The sequence below is a fragment of the Krasilnikovia cinnamomea genome, from assembly GCF_004217545.1.
GTDB classification, from domain to species: Bacteria; Actinomycetota; Actinomycetes; order Mycobacteriales; family Micromonosporaceae; genus Actinoplanes; species Actinoplanes cinnamomeus.
The window spans coordinates 720,369-742,813 of sequence record NZ_SHKY01000001.1 but is presented as its reverse complement, the minus strand read 5'-3'; the positions used below and the strand labels follow the sequence as shown (position 1 = coordinate 742,813).

Genomic DNA, 22,445 nt, shown 5'->3' with positions numbered 1-22,445 from the left:
AGGCTGGCCAGGTGCGAGCGGCCAGGATCAGCCGCTCCGGTGGATCGCGGGCGCCGACCGGTCAGGTGATGGAGAACCGTGCGGCCAGCAGGTCGTCGCGGCGGGAGCTGCGGCCGACCAGCAGCTCGAAGTCGCCCGGTTCGACGATCCGGCGCCCGTCCGCGGTGACCAGGGTGCAGTCGGCTGCCGCCACCTCCACCTCGACCGTGACGCTCTCCCCGGGCGCCACCCGCACCTGCCGGTACGCCTTCAACTCCAGATCCGCCCAGGTCACGCTGGTGACCAGGTCGCGCACGTACGCCTGCACAGTTTCGGTGGCCGGACGCCCGCCGGTGTTCGTCAGGCGGACGGTCGCCCGCACGACGTCGGGAACACCCACCCGCGGCCGCTCGATCGCCAGGCCGTCGTATTCGACCGTGGAGTAGCTGAGCCCTTCGCCGAACACGAACAGCGGGTCCTGGGTCAGGTCGGCGTACCGGTTGCCGTGCTGGCCGCGGATCTGGTTGTAGAAGACCGGCTGCTGGCCGACGTGCCGGGCCACCGAGACGGGCAGCCGCCCGGTGGGCTCGATGTGGCCCAGCACCAGTTCGGCCACGGCCCGGCCGCCGCGCATCCCGGGGTTGAACGCCTGGATCACGGCCGCGCAGCGCAGTGCCGAGTCGGGCAGCGCGGCCGGCTTCGAGTTGATCAGTACGAGCACGGTCGGGGTGCCGGTCGCGGCGAGCGCGTCCAGCAGCGCGATCTGCCCGCCCTGCAACTCCAGGGTGGCCGTGGAGCAGGCCTCGCCGGTGAGGGCGACCGTGTCGCCGAGCACCACGACCGCGACGTCGGCGGCGTGCGCGGCGGCGACGGCCTCCGCGATCAGCGCGGGATCGGCGGGGGCCGGGCGGGACAGCGGCGGGCGGGGCTGCCCGTCGGGGTAGAGCGGCCCTTCGGGGTCCGGCACCAGCCTCTCGATGTCGGCGCCGCGCGCGTGGGTGATGGTCCAGTCGCCGGGCGCCACGGCGCGGAACCCGTCCAGCACGGTCTCGATCAGCTCGCGGGGATGGCCGTCCGGCATCCAGTCGACCTGCCCGGAGGCGCCGGCCCAGTCGCCGAGCTGGGCGTGCGGGTCGTCGGCGTTCGGGCCGAGCACCGCGACCGTACGGGGGGTGCTCGGCGCCAGCGGCAGCAGGCCGTCGTTGCGCAGCAGCACCAGGCCGCGCCGGGCGACCTCCAGGTTGAGGGCGGCGTGTTCGGGGGCGCCGATGACCGCGGCCTGGCGCCCGGCGTCCGGGGCACGCGGGTTCTCGAACAGGCCGAGCTCGAACTTCAGCCGCAGGATCCGGCGTACCGCGGCGTCGATCTCCGTCTCGGCCAGCAGCCCGGCGGCGACCGCGGCCTGGGCGCCCGTACCGAAATCGGGGGTTGTCATGATCAGGTCGTTGCCGGCGCGGACCGCGACCGCCGCGGCCTCGGTCTGGTCGGCGCAGACCCGCTGTTCCCAGACCATCCGGCCGACGTTGTCCCAGTCGGTGACCAGCGTGCCGGTGAAGCCCCACTCCTGTTTGAGCACGTCGTTGAGCAGCCACCGGTTCGCGGTGATCGGCACCCCGTCCATCGACTGGTAGCCGAGCATGAAGGTGCGCACGCCCTCGCGGGCCACCCGCTCGAACGGCGGGAGGAACCACGAGCGCAGCTTGCGCGGGCTCAGGTCGGCCTCGCTGGCGTCCCGGCCGCCCTGGGTCTCGGAGTATCCGGCGAAGTGTTTGGCGGTGGCGAGGATGGCGGTCGGGTCGCTCAGCCCCGCGCCCTGGTATCCGCGCACCATCGCGGAGCCCAGCTCACCGATGAGGTACGGGTCCTCGCCGAACGTCTCGCCGACGCGCCCCCAGCGCAGGTCCCGGGTCACGCACAGGACGGGGGAGAAGGTCCAGTGGATGCCGGTGGCGGCGACCTCGACCGCGGTCACCCGGGCGACCCGCTCGACCAGGGCGGCGTCGAAGGTGCAGGCCAGCGCGAGCTGGGTCGGGAAGATGGTGGCGCCGGGCCAGAACGAGTGCCCGTGGATGCAGTCCTCCGCGGTGAGCAGCGGGATGCCGAGCCGGGTCCGGGCGGCCAGGCCGATGGCCTCCAGCATCGTGCGGGGGGAGGCGTGCAGGATCGAGCCCGCGAGCTTGTCCGCCACGATCTCCTTGATGTCGCCGCGGGCGTCGAGCTGGAGCATCTGCCCGACCTTCTCGGGCAGCGTCATGCGGGACAGCAGATCCTCGACCCGCTCGTCGACGGTCCGCGAAACATCGCGGTACGGGGGATCTCCGGTCACGCACGCCTCCGGCGGGTCGACCGCATATCGCGGTCGTGTGGAACACGAACAAATTGGAAGTCTTCCAGTACGGAACCGGTTACGGCACCCCGTCGCGGTTCCGGAACTTGCCCAGCCCGACTGAGAGTTGATACGGTGCTGTGCATAGAAATGCAGAGGGAGGTTTGGGCATGGGAGTCCGGGTCGCGGTCGCCGGCGCCAGCGGGTACGCGGGGGGCGAGCTGCTGCGCCTGATCGCGGGACACCCCGAGTTCGACCTCGTCGCCGCCACGGCGCACACCCAGGCGGGCAGCCCCGTGACCGCGGTGCACCCGCAGCTCGCCGGGCTCGACCTCACCCTCGCCCAGACCGACCCGGCCACCCTCGCCGACGCCGACCTGGTCTTCCTCGCCCTGCCGCACGGCCAGTCCGCCGCGCTGGCCGCGCAACTCCCGGCGAGCGTGAAGGTCGTCGACCTCGGCGCCGACTTCCGGCTGCGCGACGCGGACGCCTGGGCCCGCTACTACGGCGGCCCGCACGCCGGCACCTGGACGTACGGGCTGCCCGAACTGCCCGGCCAGCGCGCCCGCATCGCCGCCGCCAGCCGGGTCGCCAACACCGGCTGCTACGCCGCCACCATCACCCTCGCGCTCGCGCCGCTCATCGCCGCCGGGGTGGCCAGCCCGGACGACGTCGTGGTGGTCGCCGCCTCCGGCACCTCGGGCGCGGGACGGGCCGCCAAGGCGCACCTGCTCGGCAGCGAGGTGATGGGCGACCTGAGCCCGTACAAGGTGGGTGCCCACCAGCACGTACCCGAGATCAAGCAGGCCACCGGCGCGACCTCGCTGTCCATGACCCCGGTCCTCGCGCCGATGCCGCGCGGCATCCTGGCCACCGTGACCGCCGTGCCCACCGGCGCCGCCGACCCGCGCGAGGTGCTGGCCGCCGCGTACGCCGACGCGCCGTTCGTGCACGTGCTCCCGCCCGGCGCCTGGCCGCACACCGCCGCCACCGCCGGATCCAACTCCTGCCACCTGCAGGCCGGAGTGGACGCCGACTCCGGCCGGATCATCGTGGTCAGCGCGCTCGACAACCTGGGCAAGGGCGCCGCCGGGCAGGCCGTGCAGTGCGCCAACCTCATGTACGGCCTGGCCGAGACCACCGGCCTGTCGGTGTACGGGGTGGCCCCATGACCGGACCCATCGCACACAGGGAGAGGGAGGTCCAGTGAGCGTCACCCACCCCAAGGGATACCGGGCGGCCGGGATCGCGGCCGGGCTCAAGACCGGCGACGCGCGAGACGTCGCACTCGTGGTCAACGACGGCCCCGACGCCATCGCGGCCGGGGTCTTCACCGCCAACCGGGTCAAGGCCGCCCCCGTGCTCTGGAGCCAGCAGGTGCTGCGCGGCGGCATCGTCCGCGCGGTCGTGCTGAACTCCGGCGGCGCCAACGCCTGCACCGGCACCCAGGGGTTCCGCGACACCCACGCCACCGCCGAGCACACCGCCGCCGCGCTGCGCGCCGGGTCCAAGCCGCTGCTCATCGGCGCGGGTGACGTCGCGGTCTGCTCGACCGGCCTGATCGGCGAGCTGCTGCCGATGGACAGGCTGCTGCCGGGGGTCACCGCCGCGGTCAAGGCGCTGGCCACCGACGGTGGTCCGGCCGCCGCCGAGGCCATCATGACTACGGACTCGGTCGCCAAGAACGCGGTGGTTACCGGCGACGGCTGGTCGGTCGGCGGCATGGCCAAGGGCGCCGGCATGCTGGCACCCGCCCTGGCCACCATGCTCGTCGTGCTGACCACGGACGCGGTGGCGGGCAGCGAGGCGCTGGACGCCGCGCTGCGCGAGGCGACCCGGCTCACCTTCGACCGGATCGACGCCGACGGCTGCATGTCCACCAACGACACCGTGCTGCTGCTGGCCAACGGCGCGGCCAACGTCGAACCGACCCAGCAGGAGCTGACCGCGGCGGTCACCGCGGTCTGCCAGGACCTGGCCGAGCAGCTCATCGCAGACGCCGAGGGCGCCACCAAGCACATCGCCATCGAGGTGCTCGGCGCGGCCAGCGAGGCCGACGCGGTCGAGGTCGGCCGCAGCGTGGCCCGCAACAACCTGGTCAAGACCGCGCTGTTCGGCAACGACCCCAACTGGGGCCGCATCCTCGCCGCGGTCGGCACGACCGGCGCCGCGTTCGAGCCGGACCGGGTGGACGTGGCGGTCAACGGGGTGTGGGTGTGCCGGGGCGGCGCCGCCGCCGAGGACCGCAGCAAGGTGGACCTGACCGGCCGGGACGTGACCATCCTGGTGCACCTGCACGAGGGTGAGCTGTCCGCGACGATCCGGACGACGGACCTGTCCCACGCGTACGTGCACGAGAACTCGGCGTACTCGTCGTGAGCGCTTGCGCGAACGAGAAGGAAGGCTCAGCGTGACGCCGCAGGAGAAGGCCGCCGTCCTCATCGAGACGCTGCCCTGGCTGGAACGCTTCCACGGGGCCACCGTCGTCATCAAGTACGGCGGCAACGCGATGATCGACCCGCAGCTCCAGCGGGCGTTCGCCGCCGACATGGTGTTCCTGCGCTACGCGGGCATCAAGCCGGTCGTCGTGCACGGCGGCGGTCCGCAGATCTCCGCGATGCTCGACAGGCTCGGCATCGCCAGCGAGTTCCGTGGCGGCCTGCGCGTCACCACCCCGGAGGCCATGGACGTGGTCCGCATGGTCCTGGTCGGCCAGGTCGGCCGGGAACTCGTCGGCCTGATCAACCAGCACGGCCCGTTCGCGGTCGGGCTGTCCGGTGAGGACGCCCGCCTGTTCACGGCGGTGCGCCGCCCCGCGACCATCGACGGTCAGCCGGTCGACGTCGGCCAGGTCGGCGACGTCGCGCACGTCGACACGTCCGCCGTCGACGACCTCATCGCGGCGGGCCGGATCCCGGTCGTCGCCACGGTCGCCCCGGACGCCGACGGCGTCGTGCACAACGTCAACGCGGACACGGCCGCCTCCGCCCTGGCCGTCGCGCTGGGCGCCCGCAAACTGGTTGTGCTCACCGACGTCCCGGGCCTCTACACCGACTGGCCGGACACCTCCTCGCTCACCTCCGAGATCACCGCCGACGAGCTGGCGAAGCTGCTGCCCCGCCTGGAGTCCGGCATGGTCCCGAAGATGGAGGCGTGCCTGCGCGCCGTCCAGGGCGGGGTGCCCGCGGCGCACGTCGTGGACGGCCGGGTCGCCCACTCCACCCTGCTCGAAGTCTTCACCTCGGAAGGATTCGGAACGATGGTGATCCCCTCATGAGCACACTCGCGCAACGCTGGTCCCAGTCCCTGATGGACAACTACGGCACCCCGCCGCTGGCCCTGGTCGCGGGCGCGGGCGCGGTGGTCACCGACGAGGACGGCCATCAGTACGTCGACCTGCTCGGCGGCATCGCCGTCAACGCGCTCGGCCACGCCCACCCGGCCGTGGTCACCGCCGTCTCGCAACAGATCGCCACGCTCGGCCACGTCTCCAACCTGTACATCGCCGAGCCCCCGGTGGCCCTGGCCGAGCTGCTGCTGGCGCTGGCCGGGCGGCCCGGACGGGCGCTGTTCTGCAACTCCGGCGCCGAGGCCAACGAGGCCGCGTTCAAGCTGTCCCGGCTCACCGGCCGCACCCACGTGGTGGCCACCCACGGCGGCTTCCACGGCCGCACGATGGGCGCGCTCGCGCTGACCGGCCAGCCCGCCAAGGCGGACCCGTTCCGGCCGCTGCCGGGAGACGTCACCCATGTTCCGTACGGGGACGTGGCCGCGCTCGCCGAGGCGGTCACGGACGCCACCGCCATGGTGATCCTGGAACCGATCCAGGGGGAGAACGGCGTCGTCGTCCCGCCGCCCGGCTACCTCGCCGCGGCCCGCGAGATCTGCACCGCGCGCGGCGCCCTGCTGGTCCTCGACGAGGTGCAGACCGGCATCGGCCGCACCGGCCACTGGTTCGCCCACCAGGCCGACGGTGTCGAACCGGACGTGATCACCCTCGCCAAGGGGCTCGGCGGCGGCCTGCCCATCGGCGCGTGCGTGGCGTTCGGGGCGGCGGCCGAACTGTTCGGCCCCGGCTCACACGGCACCACCTTCGGCGGGAACCCGGTGAGCTGCGCCGCCGCCCTCGCGGTGATCCGCACCATCGCCGCCGAGGGTCTGCTGGACAACGTCAAGCGGGTGGGGGAGCAGCTGCGCCGTGGCATCGAGGCTCTGGGCCACCCGCTGATCGCCGGGGTCCGCGGGTCGGGTCTGCTGCTGGGTATCGTGCTCACCGCCGACGTCGCCGCCCCGGTCGCGGGTCGCCTGCGGGACGCGGGTTTCCTGGTCAACCCGGTCCAGCCGGGCGTCATCCGGCTGGCTCCGCCGCTGATCCTCACCTCCGAGCAGGCCGACGCGTTCCTCGCCGCGCTCCCAGCCGCCCTGGCGGTCCCGTCGTGACCGAGTGCACCGAGGAGGGACTCTCGTGACCCGGCATTTCCTGCGTGACGACGACCTGACCCCGGCCGAGCAGGCCGAGGTGCTCGACCTGGCCGTCCAGATGAAGGCGGAACGGTTCGGGCACCACCCGCTGGCCGGGCCGAAATCCGTGGCGGTCTTCTTCGACAAGGCCAGCCTGCGGACCCGGCTGTCGTTCGAGACCGGCATCGCCGAGCTCGGCGGCAACCCGATCATCGTGGACACCCAGGCCACCCACTTCGGGCGCGGCGAGACCCTGGCGGACGCGGGCCGGGTCGTCTCCCGGTACGCCGCCGCGATCGTGTACCGCACCAGCGGCGACGACCGCCTCGCCGAACTCGCCTCGGACGTGCGGGTGCCGGTCATCAACGCGCTGACCGACGGCTACCACCCGTGCCAGCTGCTGGCCGACCTGCTGACCATCCGGGAGCGGTGCGGCGGCACGGCGGGGCGCCGCCTCGCGTACGTGGGCGACGCCGCGAACAACATGGCCCACTCGTACCTGCTGGCCGGGGCCACCGCCGGGATGCACGTGCGGGTCGCCGGACCGTCCGGGTTCGACCCCGCACCGGCCGTGGTGTCGCGGGCCGCCGAGATCGCGGCGTGGACCGGCGGCTCCGTCGAGGTGCTGCGCGACCCGTTCGAGGCGGCGGACAAGGTCGACGTGCTGGCCACGGACACCTGGACGTCCATGGGACAGGAGGACGACGGGCGCGACCGGCGCACGCCGTTCTGGCCGTACCAGATCAACAAGGACCTGCTGGCCGCGGCCGGAAGCGACGCGATCGTGCTGCACTGCCTGCCCGCGCACCGCGGGGAGGAGATCACCGACGACGTCCTCGACGGCCCGCAAAGCGCGGTGTTCGACCAGGCGGAGAACCGGTTGCACGCCCAGAAGGCGCTGCTCACCTGGCTCGTGGCGAAATCATGACCGGGCCGGTGACCCGCGCCGGGCGGCACGCCCGGATCGTCGCGCTGATCGGGGAACGCTCCGTGCGCTCGCAGACCGAGCTGGGCGAGCTGCTGGCCGCCGAGGGCATCCAGGTCACCCAGGCCACCCTGTCACGCGACCTGGAGGAGCTGAACGCGATCAAGGTCGGCGGGGCGTACCTGATCCCGGAGGACGGCCAGCGGCCGCTGCGCGAGACCCAGCAGGGACCGGCCCGGCTGCAGCGCCTGCTGCGCGAGCTGCTGACCGGGGTGGACGCCAGCGGCAACATCGCGGTGCTGCGAACCCCGCCCGGGGCGGCGCAGTTCCTCGCCAGCGCGCTGGACCGCTCCGGGCTCTCCGACGTCGTCGGCACCATCGCCGGCGACGACACCATCCTCGTCGTGGCCCGCGACGTGACCGGCGGCAAGGCCCTGGCCGAGAAGCTCGCCGAATGGGCCGGCCATACCGCTGACAACCTTGGAAGGAGCACCCCGTGACCGAGCGGGTCGTACTCGCGTACTCCGGAGGCCTCGACACCTCCGTGGCCATCCCGTACCTGGCCGAGCAGACCGGCGGCGAGGTGATCGCCGTCGCCCTCGACGTCGGGCAGGGCGGCGAGGACATGGACGTGATCCGGCAGCGCGCCCTGGACTGCGGCGCCGCCGAGAGCGTCGTGGTGGACGCGCGCGACGAGTTCGCCGCCGACTTCTGCCTGCCCGCGCTGCGCGCCAACGCCCTCTACATGGACCGCTACCCGCTGGTGTCGGCGCTGAGCCGCCCGCTGATCGTGCGGCACCTCGTCGAGGCGGCCCGCCAGCACGGCGGCACGATCGTGTCGCACGGCTGCACCGGCAAGGGCAACGACCAGGTCCGCTTCGAGGTCGGCATCGGGGCGCTGGCCCCCGACCTGAAGGTCATCGCCCCGGCCCGCGACTACGCGTGGACGCGGGACAAGGCGATCGTGCTGGCCGAGGAGAAGGGCCTGCCGATCGACGTGACGCACAAGTCGCCGTACTCGATCGACCAGAACCTGTGGGGCCGCGCCGTGGAGACCGGCTTCCTCGAGGACATCTGGAACGCGCCGATCGAGGAGCTGTACTCGTACACGAAGAACCCGGCGGAGCCGCGCGACGCCGACGAGGTGGTCATCACGTTCGACCGGGGCAACCCGGTGGCGATCGACGGGGAGACCGTCACCCCGCTGCAGGCCATCACGGAGCTGAACCGGCGGGCGGGCGCCCAGGGGATCGGCCGCCTCGACATGGTCGAGGACCGGCTGGTCGGCATCAAGAGCCGCGAAGTGTACGAGGCCCCCGGCGCGATCGCGCTCATCGCCGCCCACCAGGAGTTGGAGAACGTCACGGTCGAACGCGACCTGGCCCGGTTCAAGCGCGGCGTCGACCAGCGCTGGGCCGAACTGGTCTACGACGGCCTGTGGTTCTCCCCGCTGAAGGACGCGCTCGACAAATTCATCGACGAGGCGCAGCAGCACGTCACCGGCGAGGTCCGGCTGGTCCTGCACGGCGGCCGCGCGGTGGTGACCGGCCGCCGCTCCGAGGCCAGCCTGTACGACTTCGCGATGGCCACCTACGACACCGGCGACACCTTCGACCAGTCGCTCGCCAAGGGATTCGTGCAGCTCTGGGGCCTGCCGTCGCGGATGGCGTCGGCCCGGGACAAGCGGCTGGCAGACTGAACGCCGTGACGGAAGAACGTACTTCGCTGTGGGGCGGCCGGTTCGCCGGCGGCCCCGCCGAGGCGCTCGCCCGGCTGTCGGTGAGCGTCCAATTCGACTGGCGCCTCGCGCCGTACGACATCGCGGCGTCCCGCGCGCACGCCCGGGTGCTGGCCGCCGCGGGCCTGCTCGACCCGGACGAACTGGGCCGGATGCTGGCCGCCCTGGACGACCTGGAGGCGGCCTGCGCCTCCGGCGAGTTCCGCCCGACCGTGGACGACGAGGACGTGCACACCGCGCTGGAACGCGGCCTGCTGGAACGCCTCGGCGCGCTCGGCGGCAAGCTGCGCGCGGGCCGCTCCCGCAACGACCAGGTCGCCACGGACCTGCGCATGTACCTGCGCGACCACGCGCGCGGGGTGGCCGGGCGGCTGGTCGAGCTGGCCGACGCCCTGGTCGAGCAGGCCGAACGGCACGTGGACACCCCCGCCCCCGGCATGACGCACGTGCAGCACGCCCAGCCGGTGAGTTTCGGGCACTGGCTGCTGGCCCACGTCCAGCCGCTGCTGCGCGACCTGGACCGGCTGCGCGACTGGGACGCGCGGGCCGCGATCAGCCCGCTCGGCTCGGGCGCGCTGGCCGGCTCGTCGCTGCCGCTGGACCCGGCGGCGGTGGCCCACGAGCTGGGCTTCAGGGCCCCCGCGCCGAACTCGATGGACGCGGTCGCCGACCGCGACTTCGTGGCCGAGTTCCTGTTCGTCACCGCGCTGATCGGGGTGCACCTGTCCCGGCTCGGCGAGGAGGTGGTGCTCTGGACCTCCACGGAGTTCGGCTGGGCGGAACTGGACGACGCGTTCGCCACCGGCTCGTCGATCATGCCGCAGAAGAAGAACGCGGACATCGCCGAGCTGGCCCGCGGCAAGTCCGGCCGCCTGGTCGGCGGGCTGGTCGCGGTGCTGACCATGCTCAAGGGCCTGCCGCTGACCTACGACCGGGACATGCAGGAGGACAAGGAGCCGGCGTTCGACGCCGTCGACACGCTGCAACTGCTGCTGCCCGCGCTCGCCGGAATGATCTCCACCATGACCGTACGGGTGGACCGGCTGGTCGCCGCCGCGCCGGTCGGGTTCTCCCTGGCCACCGAGGTGGCCGACTGGCTGGTACGCCGGGGCGTGCCGTTCCGGGACGCACACGAGATCACCGGCCGCCTCGTCGCGCTGTGCGCGGCCCGCGAGTGTGAGCTGGAGGACGTCACGGACGACGACCTGAAGACCGTCAGCGAGCACCTGGACCCGTCCGTGCGGGAGGTGCTGTCGGTGCGCTCGGCGCTGGCGGCGCGCACCACGTTCGGGTCGACCGGGCCGGGCCCGGTGGCCGAGCAGCTCGCCACGGTGCAGCACCGGCTGGACTCGTGGCGCGAGTGGGCGATCGAGACGGTCGTCCCCCGCTGAGCACGCGGGGGCCGGTCGTCGCGGTGGGGGCAACCTCCGCCGCGCCGGAACGCGAGGTGGTGGGACGTGACGACGGATGCCGTGTCGGCTGACGGAATGCTCTGGGTGCCCGGCGGCCGGTTCACGATGGGCTCCGACGAGCACTACCCGGAGGAGGGCCCGGCCCACCCGGCGGCCGTGGACGGATTCCACATCGAACGGCACCCGGTGACCAACGACCAGTTCGCCGCGTTCGTCGCCGACACCGGGCACGTGACCCTCGCCGAGCGGGCACCCGACGCGGCCGACTACCCGGACGCTGACCCGTCGCTGCTGGTGCCGTCGTCGGCGGTGTTCACGCCGCCGGCGCACCGGGTCGATCTGCGCGACGCCTACCAGTGGTGGTCCGGTGTGCCCGGCGCCGACTGGCGCCACCCGCAGGGGCCGGGCAGCGGCATCGAGGGTCTGGGACGGCATCCGGTCGTGCACGTCGGCCACGCCGATGCCGAGGCGTACGCCGCCTGGGCGGGACGGTCCCTGCCCACCGAGGCCGAATGGGAGTACGCCGCCCGCGCTGGTGGTTCGAGCGAGTACGCCTGGGGCGCGGAGCTGACCCCGGGCGGCCGGCACATGGCCAACGTCTGGCAGGGTGACTTCCCGCACGCCAACGACCAAGCCGACGGCTGGTACTGGACATCGCCGGTCGGCAGTTTCCCGGCCAACGGCTTCGGGCTGCACGACATGATCGGCAACGTGTGGGAGTGGACCGCCGACTGGTGGTCCGCGCACCGGACCGAGCCCGTACCGGCCTGCTGTGGGGCCGCATCGCGGACGCGGGCGCAGTCGGTCGATGCGGCGCTGCCGCCACACGCACGGATCCCCCGCAAGGTGATCAAGGGCGGGTCGTACCTGTGCGCGCCGAGCTACTGCCGCCGCTACCGGCCGGCGGCCCGGCTCCCGCAGCCGATCGACACCACGACGGGTCACGTCGGGTTCCGCTGCGTGGTCAGGAACTCCGCGGCAGCGTCATGACGGGCGGGCACCGCGTGCACGCCACGGGCAGGGGAGGTGCCGTGGCGCGCACGCGGTGGTCTTGGGGCGGGCATCACTGCCGGGCCATGGCGACCCGCCAGCGCTCCTCGATCGGGATCAGGTGCTCGGGGTTCCCGGCGGCGGCGTCCACGTCGATCTGCACCCACCGGATGGTGCCGGTGAAGTCGTTGCCGCGCGCCGGGTAGTCAGGTGTCACCGGTGAGCCGGTCTCCCGGCCGACGCAGGTGGCCTCGTCGGCGGAGAACACCACCGGCTGGGTCGCCGCGATCGGGCCGCACCCGGCCCGCGCACCGTCCAGGTACAGCGTGACGGTGCCGCCCTTGGCCAGGCCCGGCCCGTCGTAGGCGAACTCCATCCGCACCTGGTGCTCCCCGGGCGCCAGCTCGGTGTCGCTGCCGACGTAGAAGTGGCGCAGTCCGACCAGGTTGTAGCAGTAGCGCAACCGGCCCTTGTGGGCGTACAGGCTCCAGCCGCCGGCCATGCCGCCCTGCGACACGATGACGCCCTCGGCCCCGGGGCCGGGCACCACGATCTGCGCGGTGACCGCGTGGCTGCGGTTCTTGACGCTGAGCACCGAGTTCTCGTTGAGGTGCCCCATGCCAGGGAACAGCACCTGCGTGCTGCCCTTGATCAGCTGCGGACGCCCGGCCAGGGTGGCGTCGCACCGCTGGGCCATCCGGTCGTCCAGCGGCAGTACGCCGTGCCGGGTCGCCTCGATCAGCCAGAGCCGCTGCAGCCGGTGCAGCGCCTGCGGCTGCTCGGCGGCCAGGTTGCGCGCCTGGGTCCAGTCGTCCGGCCCGTACAGCTCCCAGACGTCGTCGTCGAACGCGACCACCTGCATGTCGACGAGATGCCACGGCGTACGGTGCTTGGTCACCGCCGTCCAGCCGTGGTGGTAGATGCCGCGGTTGCCGGCGATCTCGAAGTACTGCGTCTCGTGGCGTTCGGCCGCGGCGGCGTCGCCGAACGTGTACCCGAGGCTGATCCCCTCGATCGGGGCCTGCGTGACGCCGTGCACGGCCACCGGCTCGGGCAGGCCGGCCGCCTCGAGGATGGTCGGTGCGACATCGATGACGTGGGCGAACTGCTGACGCAGCCCACCCGCGGCCGCGATGCGCGCGGGCCAGTGCACGATCGCCGGATTCCGGGTGCCGCCCCAGTGCGAGGCGACCTGCTTCGTCCACTGGTACGGGGTGCTCAGCGCGTGCGCCCAGCCGACCGCGTAATGGTTGTAGGAGCTGGGCGTGCCGAACTCGTCGACCCGCGCCCGCAGGAAGTCGGCGCTTTCCAGGGCGCCGAGCCCGTTGAAGTTGATGAACTCGTTGAAGCTGCCCTGCGGGGTGCCCTCGGCCGACGCGCCGTTGTCCCCGACGATGTAGAAGATCAGCGTGTCGTCCAGCAGTTGCAGGTCGTCGAGCGTCTGCACGATCCGGCCGACGTGGTGGTCGGTGTGCGCCAGGAACCCGGCGTAGACCTCCATCTGGCGTGCCAGCACCGGCTTGAGGTCGTCGGGCATCTCGTCCCAGTGCGGGATCTCCGGGTTGAACGCGGTCAGCTCCGCGTCGGCCGGGATGACACCGAGCGACTTCTGGCGGGCGAAGATCTCCTCGCGCAGCGCGTCCCAGCCGGCGTCGAAGCGTCCGGCGTACCGGTCGCACCACTCCCGTGGCGCGTGGTGGGGGGCGTGCGTGGCGCCGGGGGCGAAGTACATGAAGAACGGCCGGTCGGGCTGCAGCGCATGCTGGCGGCGGATCCAGTCCACCGCCCGGTCGGCGAGGTCCTCGGTCAGGTGGTAGCCCTGCTCGGGCGTGCGTGACGGCTCGACCGGCGTGGTGCCCTCGTACAGGGTGGGGTAGTACTGGTTGGTCTCCGCGCCGACGAAGCCGTAGAAGTACTCGAACCCGCTGCCCGTCGGCCACCGGTCGAACGGCCCGGCCGGGCTCGTCTCCCACACCGGTACCTCGTGGCACTTGCCCAGCTGCGCGGTGGCGTACCCGTTGAGCCGCAGCGTTTCGGGCAGCGGGGCCTTCGTGTTGGGCCGTACCGTGTGGTAGCCGGGCACGCCGGTCGCCAGCTCGGTGATCCCGCCCATGCCCACCGAGTGGTGGTTGCGGCCGGTCAGCAGCGCCTGCCGGGTCGGCGAGCACATGGCGGTGGTGTGGAAGCGGTTGTAGCGCAGGCCGCCGTCGGCCAGCCGTTGCGCGACCGGGGTGTCCACGGGTCCGCCGAAGACGCTGCTGGCGCCGAAGCCGACGTCGTCGAGCAGCACGATCAATACGTTGGGTGCGCCCGTGGGCGGGCGCAGCGGCGTGATCGGGGTGTGGCGGTGGTCGGGGTCGTGCACGTCGTGGGTGACCGGCCCGGTGTGGGGGCGGTCGGGCATGGGCAGCACGGTGCGCGGCAGATGGTCTGACACGGGCTCTCCTCGGGGGTTGATGCGACGACGCCGGCCGCCCGGTCGCATCCACGATATCGTTACCAATGGTAACGTTATGAGGAGTTGGTAGGTCAAGAGTTCGGACGCTGTCGCAGATCCGCGAGGTGGGGCGGCTCAGTCCCGTACCAGCTCGGCCCGGGCCGGGCGGGCGTTCGTCACCGGTTCGACCGGCGCCGGCGTTCCCGGTGCGGCACCGCGCACCCGGGCCACCACCGCGGTGACGGCCGCCGCCAGCACGGCGACACCGGTGATCACACCCACCGCGGCGGTCGGCACGTCGAGCAGTTTGAGCGCGCTGGCCAGCAGCACCACCACGAGCGCGGTCCGGATGAGCGCGACCGGGGCCCGCGACGAGATCCGGGCGCCCAGCAGGACGCCGGGGATGGAGCCGAGCAGGACCGCGCCGGTGATGTCGAGGTGCAGGTCACCGAAGAGGGCGTGACCGAGGGCGGCCGACAGGACCAGCGGGATGGCCTGCACGAGATCGGTGCCGACGACGTCGTTGGCGCGCAGCTTCGGATAGATGGCCAGCAGGATCACGATGATCAGCGAGCCCGACCCGACCGAGGTCAGGCCCACGACGAGGCCGCCGACCACGCCCAGGGCCAGGGTCGGCAGCGGGCGTACCCGGATCGGCTCGGGCGCCGCCTCGGCCGGACGGCGGCGGCCGGTCCACGCCTTGAGCACCAGTCCGGCGGCGGCCAGCAGCAGGGCCACCCCGAGGGCGATCTTGATGGCGTGCTGCGTGGCGGCGTCGTCCCCGATCAGGCGCAGCAGCAGGACGCCGAGGAACGCGCTGGGCACGCTGCCGGCGCACAGCCAGGCGACCAGCCGCCAGTTCACCGTGCCCCGCCGGGCATGTACGAAGCCGCCGAACGGCTTCATGATGGCGCTGGCGGCGAGGTCGCTGGAGACGGCCGCGATCGGCGGGACGCCGAAAAACAGCACCAGGATCGGTGTCATCAGGGCGCCGCCACCCATGCCGGTGAGGCCGACGACGATGCCGACACCGAGTCCAGCCAGCGCCATGGTGAGATCCATGGCCGAGAGTCTGGCGGGGAAACCCTGCTTTGTCTACTAACTCGGTTGACTTTGTGGAAAATACCCGTCGTTGGTGTCGGGTTCATCAAGTTGCGGGAAAAGAACGCTTCCTTGCCCAGCAGGCCAAGATCCGTGAAATATTTGTGATCATTGACACGTTTGACGTGTCGCTCGTGTTACAGAACATGTCATGACTGTTATCCCCGGCGCGGATCGCCCGGTCGACCGCCGCACCGTCCTGCGCGTCGCCGGCCTGTCCGCCGGCGCGGGCGTCGTCGTCGCCGCAACCCGGCCCGGTGTCGCCTCCGCCGCCTCCGCATCCGTCTTCCAGCACGGCGTCGCCTCGGGCGACCCGCTGCCCGGCGGCATCCTGCTCTGGACCCGGGTCACCCCGACCCCCGACTCCGTTCCCGGCTCCGGCGCGGGTCCCGCCGTCACCCTCGACTGGCAGGTGGCGGCGGACCCGTCGTTCGCCACCGTGGTGGCCTCGGGCCAGGTCCACACGGGACCCGACCGCGACCACACCGCCAGGGTCGACGTGGCGGGCCTGACCCCGGCGACCACGTACTGGTACCGCTTCGGGCTGGGCGGGGCCTGGTCGGGGACGGGCCGCACGATGACCGCGCCGGCCACCGACGCGGCCATCAGCCGGCTGCGCATGGGCGTGGTGTCCTGCGCCAACTGGGAGGCCGGCTACTTCGCGGCCTATCGCCACCTGGCCGAGCGCGGCGACCTCAACCTGGTCGTGCACCTGGGCGACTACATCTACGAGTACGGCACGGGTGAGTTCGACGCGGGCGGCACCGTGGTCCGCCGCACGGAGCCCACCCACGAGATCGTGACGCTGGCGGACTACCGGACCCGGCACGCCCGCTACAAGACCGACCCGGACCTGCAGGCCCTGCACGCCTCCATCCCGTGGATCATCACATGGGACGACCACGAGGTCGCCAACAACATGTGGAGCGGCGGCGCCGAGAACCACACGCCCGGCACGGAGGGCGCCTTCGGGGCCCGGGTCGCCGCGGCCCGCCAGGCCTACGCCGAGTGGATGCCGGTCCGCCTCGCCGCCGACGGGCACATCTACCGCCGCCTGCGCTACGGCAACCTGTTCGAGCTGTCCATGCTGGACCTGCGCACCTACCGGTCGAAGCAGTCCAACGGGACCGACGTCGACGACCCCAGCCGGACGATCGCGGGCACCGACCAGTTGCAGTGGCTGATCGACGGCCTGAACTCCTCCACCGCCCGCTGGAAGATCGTCGGCAATCCCGTGATGATCGCCCGCGTCGACCTGGCGACGCTGCCCGCGTGGCTGCTCGGCCCCCTCGCGAAGCTGCTCGGCATCCCGGAGAACGGCATCGTCCTCAACGCCGACCAGTGGGACGGCTACAACGCCGACCGCGAACGCCTGGTCGATTCGCTGCGGGCGCACCACACCGGCAACGTCGTCTTCCTCACCGGCGACATCCACACCTCCTGGGCCAGCGAGCTGACCACCAAGGACACCGGGACCAAGAACCCGGCCGCCGCGGAGTTCGTGGTCCCGTCGGTGACCAGCGACAACCTCAACGACTTCCTGCACACCAGCCCGGGCGGGCCGCTCAGCCTGCTGGCCGCCGACCTGATCCGCGCCACGAACCCGCACGTGAAGTGGACCGAGCTGGACGGCCACGGGTACGGCGTGTTCGAGGTGACCACGGACCGCTGCCGGATGGACTGGTACCACCTGGCGGACCGCACCCGCCGCGACAGCGCCACCCGCTGGGTCGCCGGTTGGTCCGTGGGCACGGGCTCGTCGAAGATCCGCAAGGAGTCCGCGCCGGCCGCCGCGCGCAAGCGCCGCACGTCGCCGTCCGCATGACCGGTAGGGGTGGGCCCCCGGGGGTCCACCCCTACCGGCGGGCCCGGCGGACGTGCCGCCGGTAGGCGCTGACCGTCGGATCGCCCTTGATCCAGAACCGCCACGGCACCTCGTGCGCGGAGGTGACCCCGACCCGTGGCCCCGCCTCGATCAGCTCGGGCGCCACGGGAACCGGCGGCGGCGTCATCGTCATCGGGCCGCTGCCGTCGACCACCGACGTGCCGTACGCGGACGCGTCGAGCCCCAGCACCTGCACGAGCTTCGCCGGTCCGGCGGCGAGGTCGTGGTCCGAGCGCGCCGCGGGCCGCCGGGCCCGGGCGGTCGCGAGCCCGTCGATCACCTCGGCAGCGCGCAACAGTACGGCCGACGCCTGCCCCTCGGGCCCGCAGACGACGTTCACGCAGGAGTGCATGCCGTAGATCCGGTAGAGGTAGAGCCGACCGGCCGGGCCGAACATCGCGGCGTTGCGCGCGGTGGGCCCGCGGTGGGCGTGGCTGGCCGGATCCTGCCCGAGCCCGCTGTACGCCTCGACCTCGGTGAGCCGCGCCGTGACGCCGTGGGCGCTGACCAGCCACCCGAGCAGATCGCGGGCGGTGTCCGCGACCGCCTCGGCCGGGGCGGTGAGCCAGGGATAGTTCACGGCGTCAAGACAAGCACATACCCCCGATTGGCACCTTCTCCGGCGACCGGCAGGCGGTAACCTACGCTACCGTAACCTACGGTGGCGTAGCCGACGGCACCTGTGAACGAGCAGCCTGGAGGACGTGTGACGACCGAGCCCCTCTCCGAAGTCGCCCTGCTGACCGAGCTGGAGCCCGTGGTCGAGGCCAACCTCAACCGCCACCTCGGCACGGCCAAGGAGTGGTTCCCGCACGAGTACGTGCCCTGGAGCGAGGGCACCGACTTCGACGGGGTGCTCGGCGGGCAGGCGTGGGAGCCGGGCCAGTCCAAGCTGTCTGACGTCGCCCGTACGTCGCTGATCGTGAATCTGCTGACCGAGGACAATCTGCCCAGCTACCACCACGAGATCGCCTCGTTGTTCGGCCGCGACGGGGCCTGGGGCACCTGGGTGCACCGGTGGACGGCCGAGGAGGGGCGCCACGGGATCGCGATCCGGGACTACCTGCTGACCACCCGGGCCGTCGATCCGGTGGCGCTGGAGCGCGCCCGCATGACGCACATGGAGAACGGGTTCACCACGGATCACCAGGGCGTGCTGCCGTCGATCAGCTACGTGTCGTTCCAGGAGTTGGCGACCCGGGTGGCGCACCGCAACACCGGCCGGATCAGCGAGGACCCGGTGTGCGACCAGCTGCTGGCCCGCGTCGCCCAGGACGAGAACCTGCACATGCTGTTCTACCGGAACCTGCTCGGCGCGGCGTTCGAGCTGGCGCCCAACGAGGCGATGCGGGCGGTGTGCGGCGTGGTCAAGGCATTCCAGATGCCGGGGCACGGGATCGAGAACTTCCGCCGCAAATCGGTGCAAATCGCCAAGGCGGGCATCTACGACCTGCGGATCCACCACGACGAGGTGATCATGCCGGTCCTGCGTCAGCTGCGCGTCCTGGACCGCACCGGGCTCTCCGGCGACGGCGAGGCGGCCCGCGAGGAACTGGCCGCGTTCCTCGCCGACCTGGACCAGGCCGCGAGCCGGTTCACCGAGATGCGCGACCGGGCCAACGCCCGCAAGGACGCGCTGCCCGCCCGCTAGCACCATCGCTCACGTACCCGCGTACCCGCATCGGTCGCGGACAGCGACCGATGCGTCACCACGCCGTTTACCGGGGGGTGACGGGTCGCGGACCGCGCGGGCGCGAACTTATCTCTCGCTGAGTCGATCCTTAAGCGCTCCTGAGGTGCGCCCGCCCCGCCCGGGCTGCCCGGCATAGTCGGTGCCGCCCGTGCCCCACGGTGCACGGCCGCCCCCCACGCGGCCGCCTGAGGATCGAGGAGCGACCGAGCCCGTGTCGATGTCCGAAACCCTGCGACTGCGCTACACCCTCGTTGCCGGCACGACGGCGGTGGTGATCGGCGTCGGCTTCACCACGGCTGGCCTGCACCGGCATGCCGCCGATGCGTCACAGGCCCGTGTCGCCGACAGCTACGTCGCCGCCGCGGCGGCTCCCACCGGCGAGGCGGCGCCGCCGGCCGCCGACGCCGCCCCGCTGGCGGCACCGGCCGACGGCACCGCCACCGTCCCCGCCCCGAGCGCCAGCGCCAGCACGTCCCCCGCTGCCAAGCCCAAGCCGTCCGCGACGGCCACGACGATCCCGGCCAAGCCCAAGGCCACCCGGACGGCCCCGCGACGGGCGGCCAGCGCGGGCAAGGTGCCGCAGACCAGCGGCGGAGTCCTCGACCGGGTACTGGCGCACATCAACGCGGCCCGCGCCGACAAGGGCCTGCCCGCGTACACGTTGGACAACGACCTGTCCAAGGCGGCCGCCCTGCACAACCAGCTCATGATCAACGGGTGTGGGCTGCAGCACCAGTGCAACGGTGAGAGCGGCCTCGGTCAGCGCTTCAGCGCCCAGGGGGTCTCCTGGAGCTCGGCCGGGGAGAACATCGGCTTCGGGTCCTCCGGCGCGAGTGACGCCGCCATCGTCGACGCCGCCAACGGGCTGACCGACAGCATGCTGGCCGAGGTCCCGCCGAACGACGGGCACCGCAGGAACCTGCTCAGCAACGACTTCCGCCGCATCGGGCTCAGCGTCGTGCGCGACGCCAAGGGGGTCACGTGGATGACCCAGGACTTCGTCAAGTGAGCCGCCCGTACGGCCCGGCCCGGCCGGTCGGCCCCAAACGCCCGCCGCCACCGAGCCGCCCCACCCGCCGTACCCACCCGAGCGGGCCGAAGCGCCCGCGCGGCTGAGCTCAGCAGACCCGTAGCCACGGATGGCCAGGATGGACCAGCTCCAGCGCGTCGCGCAGCCATCCCCGCTGCGTCGCGGTCATCAGCGGCAGCGCCCCGGACAGGTCGCGCTCGTCCTTGGCGCGGGCAGCCTTCGCCTTGAACAGCAGAACCACCTCGGGCGTCAGGTACGGAATCCCGTCGTCGGTGTGCCGGATGATCTCCGTATACGGACGCCGGATGCGGTCCTCGGCGCGCCGGCAGATCCACATGTCGCCGTCGTGCGGCTCCCGGAACACGTCCAGCCGCCACCGGCCGGCCGCCCGCTCGTACGCCCACGTCTGGTGCGACTCGCCCGCCAGCGTCGCCGCGCTCAGCGGCACGAGGCGGCCCTCGCCCTGCGGCACCCAGAAGTCGCAGTCGGGCAGCAGCGGCGGCACCAGCGCGAACCGGCCGGACGGGACCGCGATCTCCAGGTCCTCGTGATCGCGGGGCGTGCCGCCGGTGAACAGGTCGATCGCCCAGCCCGCCGCCACGTACCAGGGCGCGGGCAGCCCGGCCAGCCGCCGCGCGGCCACCCGGGGGTCCCAGGCCTGCCACGCCTCGATGTCAGGGTGCACCCGCCGAGCATACGAACCGCAGCCCCGGCGGGTCGAAACCGTTGAACCGCGAGGCGTACGCCGTCGTGTACGCCCCGGCGACCTGAAGGTAGACCCGGTCGCCCACGGCCAGGTCCGCCGACAGCGGCACGGAGTAGCGCACCGTGTCCTGACTGTCGCAGGTCGGCCCGGTGAGGTGGAACGAGTCGCGGCGCGGCGAGTCGCGCGAGTCGCACACCGGGTAGCGCAGCGCCGTGCGGGTCTCCAGCGCCTCCATGAACCCGTTGAACGCGCCCACGTCCAGATGCGCCCAGCGCGCCCCGCCGCGCCGGGCCACCCCGATCACGGTCGCCACCATCACCCCGGCCTGGGCGACCAGCGCACGGCCCGGTTCCACGACCAGCTCCACCGGGTACGGCACATGCCGGTCGATCGCGGTGCGGATGTGCTTGGCGTACGTCCGCAGATCCGGCACGTCGGAGTCGTAGCGGGCCGGGAATCCGCCGCCCACGTCCAGCATGGCCAGCCGGATGCCGGTGCGGCGCAGCCCCGTCATCACCGCCGCGCACCGCTCGATCGCGTCCGCCCACGCACCCGGGTCGGTCATCTGCGATCCGACATGGAACGTGATCCCGTACGCGCGCAACCCCCGCGCCCGGGCCCCGCGCAGCAGCCGCGCGGCCGCGCCGGGTCCCACCCCGAACTTGCCCTCGCTGGGCACCGCGCTGCCCCCGGCGGTGGTGGCCAGCCGCACGTACACCGCCGCTCCGGGCGCCGCCGAGGCGATCTTGTCGAGCTCGGCGTCGGAGTCGACGGCGAAGCGGTACACCCCGGCCGTCCACGCCTGCCGCACATGCGCGGGCACCTTGACCGGGTTGCTGAACAGCACCTCGGCCGCCGGCACCCCGATCGCCCGCAGCTCGCCCAGCTCCGCGGCCGAGGCGATCTCGAACGATGCGCCCAGCTCCCGCAGCCGGGCCAGGATCGGCCGGGCCGGGTTGCACTTCATCGCATAGTGCACACGGGCCTCGGGCAGGGCATCACGCATCGCGCGGTACGCCCGGTCGAGGCCGTCGAGGTCGAATCTCAGGTACGGCGTACCAAGCTCGCCGGCGGGCACGGACATGGTCATGGTGGTGATCTCCGGTGGACGGTCGCAGCGTCGAAGATTACGGATCATCAATGGCCCTCGGCCAGTGCGTCCGTCCCCGGGCGGGTCGCGGCTCGCTAGAGTGCGGCGGTGGCAAACCTGCTCAAGGGCATCGCCGGCGTGCTGCGCCGGGCCGCGCGCCGCGGCGTGCCCACTACGCGCCCCGCCCCGGCGACCCCACCGAGGTCCGTGCCCACCGCCAGCCGGGGCCGGCGGCTCGAATACGCGCCCGACCTGGACGGCGCCGCCGATCCCGGCGAGATCGTCTGGACCTGGGTGCCCTACGAGGACGACCCCCGCCAGGGCAAGGACCGGCCCGTGCTGGTGGTGGGGCGCGCCGGCCGTACCCTGCTGGGTCTGATGCTGTCCAGCCAGAGCGAGCGGGACGGCCAGCGTGGCTGGTTCGCGCTCGGCCCCGGCGACTGGGACGTCACGGCCCGGCCCAGCTGGGTCCGGCTCGACCGGGTGCTGGAGGTCGACGAGGACGGGATCCGCCGCGAGGGCGCGGTCCTGGACCGTGGCCGCTACGACCGGGTGGCCGACCGCCTGCGCCGCGAGTACGGCTGGGCCTGAGCCGTCCTCGCCACCCGCTGTGCCGCGTTACCGGCCGTCCTCGCCGCCGCGCCGCAATCGCGTTACCTGGGGACCGCCCAG

At 72.7% G+C, this 22,445-nt stretch carries 19 protein-coding genes; 13 read left to right on the top strand and 6 right to left on the bottom strand.

Features of this window, described 5'->3' with window-relative positions; translation table 11 throughout:
- Positions 1 to 61 precede the first annotated feature (61 nt).
- Positions 62 to 2,305 carry an exo-beta-d-1,3/1,6-glucosidase gene (locus EV385_RS03185; protein ID WP_130508077.1) on the bottom strand — a complete coding sequence of 748 codons (2,244 nt, stop codon included), beginning with the start codon at positions 2,303 to 2,305 and terminating at the stop codon, positions 62 to 64.
- A 170-nt stretch (positions 2,306 to 2,475) separates the two neighbouring features.
- Between EV385_RS03185 and argC the strand changes: the two genes are divergently transcribed.
- The 9 genes from argC (at position 2,476) to EV385_RS03140 (ending at position 11,831) form a co-directional block, all read left to right on the top strand.
- A complete protein-coding gene (gene argC, locus EV385_RS03180; protein ID WP_130508076.1) occupies positions 2,476 to 3,477 on the top strand; it encodes an N-acetyl-gamma-glutamyl-phosphate reductase in 1,002 nt (333 codons plus the stop codon).
- A gap of 34 nt (positions 3,478 to 3,511) precedes the next feature.
- Entirely contained in the window at positions 3,512 to 4,684 is a 1,173-nt protein-coding gene (gene argJ, locus EV385_RS03175) for a bifunctional glutamate N-acetyltransferase/amino-acid acetyltransferase ArgJ (RefSeq protein ID WP_130508075.1), read from the top strand.
- A gap of 31 nt (positions 4,685 to 4,715) precedes the next feature.
- Positions 4,716 to 5,582 carry an acetylglutamate kinase gene (gene argB, locus EV385_RS03170; protein WP_130508074.1) on the top strand — a complete coding sequence of 289 codons (867 nt, stop codon included), beginning with the start codon at positions 4,716 to 4,718 and terminating at the stop codon, positions 5,580 to 5,582.
- Positions 5,579 to 6,745, top strand: coding sequence for an acetylornithine transaminase (locus EV385_RS03165; protein ID WP_130508073.1), 1,167 nt, complete (start codon positions 5,579 to 5,581; stop codon positions 6,743 to 6,745). The genes argB and EV385_RS03165 overlap by 4 nt, the downstream gene beginning before the upstream one ends.
- 25 nt (positions 6,746 to 6,770) lie before the next feature.
- Entirely contained in the window at positions 6,771 to 7,694 is a 924-nt protein-coding gene (gene argF / locus EV385_RS03160) for an ornithine carbamoyltransferase (protein ID WP_130508072.1), read from the top strand.
- Complete coding sequence (locus EV385_RS03155; RefSeq protein WP_130508071.1) at positions 7,691 to 8,191, top strand: arginine repressor; 501 nt, start codon at positions 7,691 to 7,693, stop codon at positions 8,189 to 8,191. The genes argF and EV385_RS03155 overlap by 4 nt, the downstream gene beginning before the upstream one ends.
- On the top strand, positions 8,188 to 9,390 hold the full coding sequence (locus EV385_RS03150; RefSeq protein WP_130508070.1) for an argininosuccinate synthase: 1,203 nt from the start codon (positions 8,188 to 8,190) through the stop codon (positions 9,388 to 9,390). Before EV385_RS03155 ends, EV385_RS03150 begins: the two co-directional genes overlap by 4 nt.
- Before the next feature lie 5 nt (positions 9,391 to 9,395).
- Positions 9,396 to 10,820, top strand: a complete 1,425-nt coding sequence (gene argH / locus EV385_RS03145; protein WP_423203009.1) for an argininosuccinate lyase — start codon at positions 9,396 to 9,398, stop codon at positions 10,818 to 10,820.
- A gap of 96 nt (positions 10,821 to 10,916) precedes the next feature.
- Positions 10,917 to 11,831, top strand: a complete 915-nt coding sequence (locus tag EV385_RS03140; protein ID WP_130513041.1) for a formylglycine-generating enzyme family protein — start codon at positions 10,917 to 10,919, stop codon at positions 11,829 to 11,831.
- A gap of 73 nt (positions 11,832 to 11,904) precedes the next feature.
- On the opposite strand, the gene EV385_RS03135 is transcribed toward EV385_RS03140, so the two are convergent.
- The gene (locus EV385_RS03135) at positions 11,905 to 14,268 is read right to left on the bottom strand and encodes an arylsulfatase (RefSeq protein WP_278044963.1); all 2,364 of its coding nucleotides are present in this window, start codon (positions 14,266 to 14,268) and stop codon (positions 11,905 to 11,907) included.
- A gap of 135 nt (positions 14,269 to 14,403) precedes the next feature.
- Complete coding sequence (locus EV385_RS03130) at positions 14,404 to 15,330, bottom strand: sulfite exporter TauE/SafE family protein (protein ID WP_130508068.1); 927 nt, start codon at positions 15,328 to 15,330, stop codon at positions 14,404 to 14,406.
- Between the two features lie 190 nt (positions 15,331 to 15,520).
- On the opposite strand from EV385_RS03130, the gene EV385_RS03125 reads away from it, so the two are divergent.
- Positions 15,521 to 17,194 carry an alkaline phosphatase D family protein gene (locus tag EV385_RS03125; RefSeq protein ID WP_130508067.1) on the top strand — a complete coding sequence of 558 codons (1,674 nt, stop codon included), beginning with the start codon at positions 15,521 to 15,523 and terminating at the stop codon, positions 17,192 to 17,194.
- 31 nt (positions 17,195 to 17,225) lie between these two features.
- Here the strand turns inward: EV385_RS03125 and EV385_RS03120 are convergent, their stop codons facing one another.
- Complete coding sequence (locus EV385_RS03120; RefSeq protein WP_130508066.1) at positions 17,226 to 17,834, bottom strand: DNA-3-methyladenine glycosylase; 609 nt, start codon at positions 17,832 to 17,834, stop codon at positions 17,226 to 17,228.
- Positions 17,835 to 17,960: 126 nt separating this feature from the next.
- Here EV385_RS03120 and EV385_RS03115 point away from each other — a divergent pair, with 126 nt between their 5' ends.
- Both EV385_RS03115 and EV385_RS03110 read left to right on the top strand, forming a co-directional pair.
- Positions 17,961 to 18,905, top strand: a complete 945-nt coding sequence (locus tag EV385_RS03115) for an acyl-ACP desaturase (RefSeq protein WP_130508065.1) — start codon at positions 17,961 to 17,963, stop codon at positions 18,903 to 18,905.
- Between the two features lie 259 nt (positions 18,906 to 19,164).
- Positions 19,165 to 19,956 (top strand): CAP domain-containing protein, encoded by a 792-nt coding sequence (locus tag EV385_RS03110; RefSeq protein WP_130513040.1) that lies wholly within the window; start codon positions 19,165 to 19,167, stop codon positions 19,954 to 19,956.
- 109 nt (positions 19,957 to 20,065) lie between these two features.
- Here EV385_RS03110 and EV385_RS03105 read toward each other — a convergent pair whose 3' ends face one another.
- Both EV385_RS03105 and EV385_RS03100 read right to left on the bottom strand, forming a co-directional pair.
- The gene (locus EV385_RS03105) at positions 20,066 to 20,662 is read right to left on the bottom strand and encodes a hypothetical protein (RefSeq protein ID WP_130508064.1); all 597 of its coding nucleotides are present in this window, start codon (positions 20,660 to 20,662) and stop codon (positions 20,066 to 20,068) included.
- Positions 20,652 to 21,773 carry a type III PLP-dependent enzyme gene (locus EV385_RS03100; RefSeq protein ID WP_165449377.1) on the bottom strand — a complete coding sequence of 374 codons (1,122 nt, stop codon included), beginning with the start codon at positions 21,771 to 21,773 and terminating at the stop codon, positions 20,652 to 20,654. Before EV385_RS03100 ends, EV385_RS03105 begins: the two co-directional genes overlap by 11 nt.
- 108 nt (positions 21,774 to 21,881) lie before the next feature.
- Here EV385_RS03100 and EV385_RS03095 point away from each other — a divergent pair, with 108 nt between their 5' ends.
- Positions 21,882 to 22,364 carry a type II toxin-antitoxin system PemK/MazF family toxin gene (locus tag EV385_RS03095; protein ID WP_130508062.1) on the top strand — a complete coding sequence of 161 codons (483 nt, stop codon included), beginning with the start codon at positions 21,882 to 21,884 and terminating at the stop codon, positions 22,362 to 22,364.
- Positions 22,365 to 22,445: the final 81 nt, after the last annotated feature.